Annotated in this window: 10 protein-coding genes; 4 read left to right on the plus strand and 6 right to left on the minus strand. The window is 69.2% G+C overall.

Annotated features, from left to right (window positions below; genetic code table 11):
* Positions 1-130 precede the first annotated feature (130 nt).
* From D7Y11_RS22940 to D7Y11_RS22950, 3 genes are read left to right on the plus strand one after another with little or no spacing between them, the layout of a single operon-like run.
* On the plus strand, positions 131-610 hold the full coding sequence (locus D7Y11_RS22940; RefSeq protein WP_158624299.1) for an RNA polymerase sigma factor: 480 nt from the start codon (positions 131-133) through the stop codon (positions 608-610).
* Positions 607-1,299, plus strand: a complete 693-nt coding sequence (locus D7Y11_RS22945) for a hypothetical protein (protein WP_126934779.1) — start codon at positions 607-609, stop codon at positions 1,297-1,299. The genes D7Y11_RS22940 and D7Y11_RS22945 overlap by 4 nt, the downstream gene beginning before the upstream one ends.
* Entirely contained in the window at positions 1,296-2,891 is a 1,596-nt protein-coding gene (locus tag D7Y11_RS22950; protein WP_126934780.1) for a caspase family protein, read from the plus strand. Before D7Y11_RS22945 ends, D7Y11_RS22950 begins: the two co-directional genes overlap by 4 nt.
* 95 nt (positions 2,892-2,986) lie before the next feature.
* Here D7Y11_RS22950 and D7Y11_RS43380 read toward each other — a convergent pair whose 3' ends face one another.
* The 3 genes from D7Y11_RS43380 to D7Y11_RS22960 form a co-directional block, all read right to left on the minus strand.
* Positions 2,987-3,127, minus strand: coding sequence for a hypothetical protein (locus tag D7Y11_RS43380; RefSeq protein ID WP_158641985.1), 141 nt, complete (start codon positions 3,125-3,127; stop codon positions 2,987-2,989).
* Between the two features lie 742 nt (positions 3,128-3,869).
* On the minus strand, positions 3,870-4,250 hold the full coding sequence (locus tag D7Y11_RS22955; protein ID WP_126934781.1) for a hypothetical protein: 381 nt from the start codon (positions 4,248-4,250) through the stop codon (positions 3,870-3,872).
* Between the two features lie 33 nt (positions 4,251-4,283).
* Positions 4,284-4,487 (minus strand): hypothetical protein, encoded by a 204-nt coding sequence (locus D7Y11_RS22960; RefSeq protein WP_126934782.1) that lies wholly within the window; start codon positions 4,485-4,487, stop codon positions 4,284-4,286.
* Positions 4,488-4,783: 296 nt separating this feature from the next.
* Between D7Y11_RS22960 and D7Y11_RS22965 the strand changes: the two genes are divergently transcribed.
* Complete coding sequence (locus D7Y11_RS22965; RefSeq protein WP_158641986.1) at positions 4,784-6,268, plus strand: glycosyltransferase family 39 protein; 1,485 nt, start codon at positions 4,784-4,786, stop codon at positions 6,266-6,268.
* On the opposite strand, the gene D7Y11_RS22970 is transcribed toward D7Y11_RS22965, so the two are convergent.
* The 3 genes from D7Y11_RS22970 to D7Y11_RS22980 form a co-directional block, all read right to left on the minus strand.
* Entirely contained in the window at positions 6,183-7,316 is a 1,134-nt protein-coding gene (locus D7Y11_RS22970) for a sensor histidine kinase KdpD (RefSeq protein WP_120574863.1), read from the minus strand. The genes D7Y11_RS22965 and D7Y11_RS22970 overlap by 86 nt on opposite strands.
* A complete protein-coding gene (locus D7Y11_RS22975; RefSeq protein ID WP_120574862.1) occupies positions 7,313-7,987 on the minus strand; it encodes a response regulator transcription factor in 675 nt (224 codons plus the stop codon). The genes D7Y11_RS22970 and D7Y11_RS22975 overlap by 4 nt, the downstream gene beginning before the upstream one ends.
* Positions 7,988-7,997: 10 nt before the next feature.
* Positions 7,998-8,747 (minus strand): sensor histidine kinase KdpD (locus D7Y11_RS22980; protein ID WP_148139225.1); only part of this gene is annotated, 750 nt, incomplete at its 5' end.

Consider the following 8,747-nt stretch of genomic DNA (forward strand, 5'->3'; position numbering starts at 1 on the left):
CCAGGATAACGTTGCAGGTGCTCTCCACCGGCCAGGCTTCGGCCCGGAAATCCGCATGTGATTTCCCTGTCCGCTTTCCGGGCCCCGGTTCGTTTCCTCCAGAAACCCTTTCCTGCGCTTCCCAAGAGCCTTGGACACCGACCTCCAGAGCGCCTACCTCCGCTACTTTCCGCTCATCCGGGAGAAGTGCCGCCGGATGCTGGGGGACTCCGACGAAGCGGAGGACGTCGCGCAGGAGACCTTCATCCGGATGTGGAGGACGGGGCTCCGGGCGAAGGACGCCCGCCATGCGACCGCGTGGATCTACCGGACCAGCACGAACCTGGCCGTGGACCGGCTCCGTCAGCGCCGGAGCACGCCGCCGCGTTCCTCGGGGGAGCTGATGGATGAACGCTCCGCGGAGGCCACGCTGCGGCGGCGCCAGGAACTGGAAGCCTATGCGCGGCACCTGCCCGCGGACGCACTGGAGGCCGCCTTGATGAACCGGCTGGATGGACTGACGCAGCAGGAGATCGCCGAGGTGCTCCAGGTGTCCGAGCGCACGGTGCGCAGGCTCCTCCAGCGGCTCGATGCGCAGGTGGAGCACCTGAGAAGGACGCTGGGACCATGACGACGACCCCGCGGCATCCTTCCTTCATCGAGCTGGACCGCGCGGCGCTCGGCTCCCCCAGCCCGTCGCTCGCGCGACACCTTGAGACCTGCGCCGAGTGTGGTGCCTACCTCGAGCGCGTGACGCGGCCGGAACCCGTGCCCGCGTGGGCGCGGGCGCTCGGGACCGAGCCGCTCCGTGCGACGAGGCGGCTGGAATGGATGCGCTGGGGCTTGCCCCTGCTGGCCACCGCCGCGCTGGGGTGTCTGGTCCTCCTGTTCGTCCCGAGGACCCGGGGCGCGGAGGAGACGGAGTACCAGGGCCCCAAGGGCGCACCCTCTGTCGCCGTCCACATCAAGCGCGGCGACCGGGTCTTCCTCTGGGATGGGCGGACGCCGCTCGCGCCGGAGGACCGCATCCGGCTGCAGGTCTCTTCCGGGGCGCACCGGTACGTGACGGTGGCCGCGCGCGCGCCGGAGGGGCCGGCGGGGTGGACGGTGCTCTTCGAGGGCCCGCTCTCCTCGGAGCGGGACACGGCGCTGCCCACGAGCTGGCGGGTGGACGGGGCCGGCGGCGAGGAGACCCTGCGCATCCTGTTCAGTGGGGAGCCGCTGTCCGCGTCCCAGGCCGAGGCGCTCTTCTCCGAAGCGCCCCGGACCGCGAAGCTCTGGACCACCGAGTTGCGCCTCCCCAAGAGCCCTCCGCCATGAGTGGATTCACCCGTGCGTGCCTCCTCGTCATGGTCTCGTGGCTGATGGCCGCCACGGCCCGGGCCGGGGAGGAGCGTGCCACTCCGCCCGCGTCGAGGAGGATGGCCGTCATCGTGGGCTCCAACGCGGCCGTGCTCGGCCGGGCCGCCCTGCGTTATGCGCACGACGACGCACGGCGGGTGGCGGATGTCCTCTCCCAGGTGGGGGAGTTCCGCGCGGAGGACGTCGTGCTGTTGCTGGATCCCGCTCCCGAGGCGATTCTCGCGGCGCTCGACCAGCAGCTCGCGAGCCTGCGCTCGGCGCCCGGGGACACGCTGCTGCTGTTCTACTACTCGGGCCATGCGGACCAGCAGGCCCTGTATCCCCAGGGCGCTCCGCTCCTGTTCACCGCGCTGAAGCAGCGCATCGAGAGCCCTGATGCCACGGTGCGGGTGGGCATCATCGATGCGTGCCGTGGCGGCGGGTGGACCCAGGCCAAGGGGCTTCACGCGGAGGCACCCTTCGCGTTGGAGGTGCCCCTGCGCGTGCAGAGCACGGGTTCGGTGCTCATCGCCTCCAGCTCCGGCCTGGAGAATGCGCACGAGACGGAGGCCCTGGAGGGCTCGTTCTTCACCCACCATCTGGTGGCGGGGCTGCGCGGCGCCGCCGATGTCGCCGGGGATGGCGAGGTGTCGCTCGTCGAGGCCTTCACCTACGCGAAGCAGCTCACCATCCGCGACACGGCGGTGTTCGCGGAGCGCTTGCAGCACCCCAGCTTCGACATGAACCTCCGGGGGCGCGAGGACCTGGCCCTCACGCACGTGGACACGGGCGGAAGCATCGTCATGCTGCTCCAGCGCTGGGGGCCGCTGGAGGTGGTGCTCGGCTCGACGGGGAAGAGCGTCGTCGAGCTACCCGAGGGCAAGCGGCAGGTGAGGATGTCCCTGCGTCCGGGACGCTACCTGTTGGTGCGCAAGGATCCGGACCGCCCGGCCGTGCGCGAGTTCAGCGTCCAGGCAGCGCAGTCGCTCCTCCTGGACGAAGAGCAGATGGTTCCGGCGAGCTTCTCCTCCATCGTGTCCAAGGGGCTCGACGGCTCCGCCACGACCTGGGACACGGGCACGCCGCACCGGCTGCTGATGCTCCATCCGTTGTCGCTCGCGTTCGAGGTGATGTTCCACCTGGAGTACGCGCAGGCACTCTCCCCCTCCTGGTCGTTTACGCTCGAGCCCATGTACTGGCAGGAGACGGGCGACCGGAAACTCAGGATGGCGGGGCTCGACGTGGGCGCCCACTACCACCTCTTCGGGAATGCCCCGGCGGGGCTCTTCATCGGTTGGAAGGTGGGCGCGAGCGCCGTGGGGTTCGACGTGGGCTCCGACGGGGGCAGTACGATCTTCACGCTGCACCAGGGGCTCGACGTGGGCTACACGCTTCTGTTCTGGAACCGGCTCGTGCTGTCCCTGGGCGTGGGCGTGGGCTACGTCGTCTCGACGGGCGGGGACCTGGATTCCAGCTTCGAGCCGAACCCCGTCAAGACCGCGCTCGGCTCGCGCCGGCCGCAGCTGGGATTCTCCTCGAGTTACCGGGTCGCGGCCGGCGTCGCGTTCTGAACCGGTCGCCGCGCCCAACGCCTGGCAGGGACGAAAGGGATGCAGCGCGGAGGATGCGCCTTCATTCCCGCGGGGGTCCGGGAACGCGGGCTGAACTACTCGCGCAGACTCGTCAGACTCTTATCCATTGCCTTCCCTCCACAAGCAGCCATCGCCGTGCGCAACTCCGGCTGCTCAACCAACTCTGCCGCTGCAACGATTCGCGTGCCAAAGATGAACAGTTCGACCTGGCCCATCTTGTCGCTCCAGTCTGGGGGTGGGGGGGGCGGCCAACCCCAAACCTTGGGCAGCTTCGGCCACAGAGGGGGACACAGATCCTCGATGTCCTGAACGATTCGCAGGGACTGCTTCAGCGTCCTGCTGGCAGCTTCTCCGCCAAGCAGAGCTCCGAGACGCGAAAGACTTAGAATCTCCTGGATGTGGGCATCCGAGAGCGTGATCGCATAGCGCCACTTTGGGGGAAGTGGCTGTGGGTTCAATTCCACTTCTCCAACCATTTCGCGCCAAGGGTCGGGAAGGGGCCCGCGAACACGCTCGAACTGACGAGCAAGAACGCCTGTCCCGTAGCGAGGACCGTCCGAGTAGGAAGGACCAAGGATTTGGGCAAGCAGTCTAGCGACTGCTCTTGCGGACAACTTCAACTCTTCTGCCATGGCAAACCCCTTTCGAAACGCCGCGAGACTTCAAGTGCCAAGCCAAAGCTGTGCTCCGTACGACGCTGCTGCAATCCCCCGTGCTCGCCACGCGGCCACTCCTTCCCCTCGTAATTCACCGGTCCCATGCGCTTGGGTTGGCTGACCGCCTCGCGGCGCTCACGGAAACCGGTGGACGCCCCGCTGGCACGCGCTGGGAGAGGGCGCGCAGAAGGGCTACGGCGACTCCGCGACGTCGAACGACCCGAACCGAGACCCGCGGCTCAACCATCAGCCGTGGCACAAGGCGGACGTCGAGGACCAGCGCCCGCCTGCCGAGGAGCAGTCAGTCCACTCCGTCAAGCGGACACGCTCTGGGGAACCGGGTGGCGGCGGAATCGCTGACGTCAGGCGCGGCTTGCTCCAGCAAGGCCTTCGTGCCGGTCCGCGTCTCGAAGCGGCGGAGGAATTCCTTCAACGGCTCGGTGGTGAACTGCTCGCGGGAAATCCGCGTGGCCTGGATGGCGTGCTCAATGGCCTCGGGGGCGCCTTCCACTTCGACGAGCAGGTCCATTCGTGGGAACTGCTCGAGGCGCACGCTGGCGCCGCCGAACACGTACCAGGCGATCTCCCGAGTGATGTACTCGCTCATCGCGAAACCCGTGCGCTCGAGGATCTCCCGCAGCGTCGTTTCATCCTCCACCCGGGTGTTCAACTCCTCGCGCACCTTGTAGCCACGCTCCAGACGGGCGCTGCCCTTTCACGTCAACTCCGTCCAGCCGCCCGCCGGTGCCTGGTAGGTGCGGACCCGCAGCCGTCCGGCTCCGCTGTCTGGACGTGTGTCGAGCGTGTAGTACCGATCCATCATCGTCCCCGCGAAGCGCAGTCGTCCGCCCGCGCCCTCGACGTGCCGGCGGCGCAGCGCCAGGTCGTCCACGACGCTCTTGAACTCCACTTCATGCATGGGTCGCATCTTGGTGAACACCGATGAGATCCGCATGGGGTTGGGGATGAGGGCATTCTCATTCGCTGACAACCGCGCGTGGATTCCACGCCGAAGATGAGGTGGCGATGAAAAGTCTCTCAGGGATGCATTGGCTCGCGGACACAGCCCGCCGTGTCAGGCATGAGTCAATACGTCCCCGTGCCTCGGAGCATGGTTGTCCGGGTGCCATCGGGGCGAAAGGACGCCAGATGCCGAGCACGCCCGGAGGAGCCGCCCATCCCCGTGGGTGGCCATGGGGCCTGGGGGCGACCCTGATGCTCGTGCTCGTGCGGCTGCTCTACGCGGGACAGGTGGAGCTGGCACCGCAGGAGGCCTATTACTGGCAATACACGCGCCACCTGGACCTGTCCTATCTGGACCATCCTCCGATGTGCGCCTGGTGGATGGCATTGTCCGTCCGGCTCCTGGGGGACTCGCAGCTCGCGCTGCGCCTGCCCGCCATCCTGTCCTCGGCGATGCTTGGCGGTGTCCTGTATTCACTCGGCAAGCGATTGTACTCGCCCGCGGTCGGGGTGCTGACGGCGGTCGCCGCGAACGCCACGGTCCTCTTCGGCCTGGGGGCGGTGGTGATGACGCCGGATGTCCCGCTCGTGCTGTTCTGGGCCGCAGCGCTGCGCGTGCTCTGTGAATTGGTGCTGCCGGATGGACAGGGCCCCGGGCGCCTGGGCTGGCGCTGGTATCTGCTGGGCGTGTTCTGCGGGGGCGCGCTGCTGTCGAAGTACACCGCCGCGCTGCTGCCGCTCCAGGTGCTGGGCACGGCGCTGGTGACACGGCGGGGCCGAGAGGCCCTGCGCACCCTGCATCCCTACGCCGCGTGTCTCCTCATGTTCGCGGTGTTCTCACCGGTGCTGCTCTGGAACCACGCGCATGCCTGGGCCTCCTTCGCGTTCCAGACCACCGGCCGCGCCCGGACGGTGGATGGCTTCCATGGATACCTCGTGGGCCGCTATCTGGGACTTCAGGCGGTGGCCGTGGGACCGCTGCTCTACCTGGCGCTGCTGCTGACCGCGGGCGTCCTCGTGCGCCAGGCGTGGAGGGGAGATGACCGCGCGCGGCTGCTGGCCTTCGCCAGCGTGCCGGGACTCGCCCTGTTCACCCTGGTGAGCCCCCTGCACTGGGTGAAGATGAACTGGGTGGCCCCCGCGTACCTGGGCGTGATGGTGGCCGCCGCCGCGGGCGCATGGGCGTTGCGCGAGCACCGGGTCGTGCGCGGCTACGCGGCGTTGAGCGTGGCCGTGGGCGCGGTGCTGATGACCGGCATGTATCTGATGCCGCTCTGCCCGTGGATTCCCTTTCGTGAGCGCGACAACCTGGTGAGCGGCTGGCATGAGCTGGCCGAAGCCGTGCAACGGCACCGCGAGGCGGCCGGCCCCCCCGCGCCGATGGTGGTGGGCTGGGGCTACAAGACGGCGAGCGAGCTGGCGTACTACCTGCCCGACCACCCGGAGACCCAGTCCGACTCCGCGCTGGGCGGCGACGGGCTGGCGTATGGCTTCTGGCTGGACCGGGTGCGACCCGGCGCGGACGCCCTCATCGTCGCGGACCTGCGCCAGCCGCTGCGCGACGCGGCGGCGAGGCTGGACGCGCATTGCGCGGCGGTGCGTGAGCTGCCCTCCGTGACGGTGCACCGCGGCGAGCGGCCGGTGACGACCTTCAGGCTGTGGACATGTCAGCGCTGGCATGCTCGGCCGGAAGTGGCGGCCCGTCAGACACTTCCGGCTTCGGGAGGCGCAAGATGAAACGGCTTTCGCCGTCGACCCTCGAGTAGTCGAGCGTGCCGCCATGCGCCTCGGCGATGGTCCGCGACACCGCGAGCCCCAGGCCGGTGCCCTCGCCCTGCCGCGATGCGTCCGCCCGGGCGAAGCGCTGGAAGAGCCGGGCCTCGAAGCCGGCGTCCACCCCCTTGCCGTCATCCCCCACGGTGACGCGGACGCCGGTGTCCGTCGCTTCCAGCTCCAGGCGGATGCGCTCGCGAGCGTAGCGGCACGCATTGGAGAGCAGGTTGTCCAGCACGTGGCTCAACAGGACCGGATTGCCCCGGACCTGCGTGGGGTCGCCCGTCAGCTCCAGCGTCAAGCTCCGGGACTGCGCCGCCAGCAACTGCTCCGTGCGCTGAAGGGACTGCCGTGCCAGGGCGTGCAGCTCCACGGGCTCCAGGGTGATGACCTGGGTGCCGGCATCCGCGCGCGCCAACTGGAGCAGCGCGTCCACCAGGAGGCTGAGCTGGCGGGTTTCATCGAGCACGATGGCCAGCGTGCGGCGATACTCCTCCGGCGTCCTCTCCCTGCGCAGGCTGACCTCTGTCTCGCCCATGATGATGGTGAGCGGCGTGCGCAGCTCGTGCGCCGCGTCGGAGGTGAAGGAGCGGATGCGCACGAGCGACGCGCGGGCGTCCGAGAGGAGCTCGTTCAGGGTCCCCGCCAACGTGTCCCACTCGTCACCGGTTCCCCGGTCGGGAAGGCACAGGTCCAGCTCCGAGGCCCGCGCGGCACGGACCCGGTCACGGGCTTCACGCAGCGGCGCCAGCGCCTTGCGAGCCAGCGCGCCGCCCATCACGATGGACCCCACCACCGCGATGGGCATGCTGAAGACGATGGCGCCCAGTGCCTGCAGCGCTTCGTCGAAGATTCCCTCGTGCAACCACAGGCTGGGGTTCTCGGCGTGCTGGAAGTACTCGCTGGTGGCCAGCACCACCGTCACCAGCACGCCGTAGAGGAGCGTGGTCCCCAGGACGGAGCCGGCGAAGAAGTAGGTCAGCTGGGCGCGGAGCGAACGCGGGCGCCTCATGCGCGGCTCCGGAGCACGTAGCCCACGCCGCGCACGGTGTGGATGAGCTTGGTGGGGAAGGGCGTGTCCACCTTGGCCCGGAGGTAGCGGATGTAGACCTCCACGACGTTGGAGAAGGTCTCGAAGTCGTGCTCCCACACAGCCTGCACGATGCGGGTCCGGGACAGGACCTCGCCCGCGTGCTCGAGCAGGAATTGCAGCAGCGCGTACTCCCGCGCGGTCAGCGGAATCTCCACGCCGGCCCGGACCACCTTCCGCGTGGTGGGGTCCATGGTCAGGTCCGCGTGGCTCAGCAGGGGCGTGGCGCGGTTGTCGACGCGGCGGAGGATGGCGCGGAGGCGCGCCAGCAGCTCATCGAAGGCGAAGGGCTTGATGAGGTAGTCGTCCGCGCCGGCATTGAGCGCGCTGATGCGGTCCGCGACCGCGTCCTTCGCGGTGAGCATGAGGATGGGCGTCATGTCCTGCTTCGCGCGCAGCGCCCGCAGCACGTCCAGTCCGGACATGCCGGGCAGCATCCAGTCCAGGATGATGAGCGCGAAGCGCTCGTGGCGCATCAGCTCCTGGGCGTGCACGCCGTCCACGCACTCGCGCACGCGGAAGCCCTCTTCCGTGAGGCCCCGGGAGATGAAGGCGCGGACCCGCAGTTCGTCTTCGACGATGAGGATGGACACGATGGGATTCCTAGCAGCCCGGCCCGGTGGCCCGGGGGAATGACAACCGCAGGTGGGCTCCCCGCGGTGAGGGGAGGAACTCCGCGTGGGCCCGGTGGGCTCGGGCGACGAGCGCTACCAGGGACAGGCCAATGCCATGGCCCTGCTTCCCGGCGCGGGCGCTCGGCGTGCGGTAGAAGGGTTCGAAGACGCGCATCGAGTCCTCGGGCGCGATGCCCGGTCCCTCGTCGAGCACGTCGAGGAGAATGGCGTCCCCCGTCTGCTGGAGGGACACGCGGACGCGCCCGCCGTTGGAGAACTTGAGCGCGTTCTCCACCGCGTTGTCGACGAGCTGTCGCAGCAGGTGGCCATCTCCCGGGATGATGCCCCGGGTCCCGGCGTCGACGTCGATGCGGCGCTGCTCGCCTTCGGGCAGGGCGCGCACGACGTCCTCCACGAGGTCCGACAGGCTCACCGGCTCGGAGAGCGCGAGCTCGCCCTGGGTTCCCTCCGCCAGCACCATCAGCCGCTCCACCAGCACCCCCAGCGACGTCACCGTCCGGAGCATTCGCTCCAGCGCCAGCGCGGTGTCCTGGGGCTGTGGGGTCTCCGCCTGGAGCTCCAGCTCCGCCCGCAGCGTGGTCAGGGGCGTGCGCAGCTCATGCGCGGCGTTGGCGGCGAAGCGGCGCGACTGGTCCAGGGCTTCATGGAGGCGCGTGAGCAGGTCCACCAGCGCGGTGCGCACGGCGTTCACTTCTCCGTAGCGGGCCGGGGCATGGAG

The organism is Corallococcus sp. AB018, assembly GCF_003986945.1.
GTDB classification, from domain to species: Bacteria; Myxococcota; Myxococcia; order Myxococcales; family Myxococcaceae; genus Corallococcus; species Corallococcus exiguus.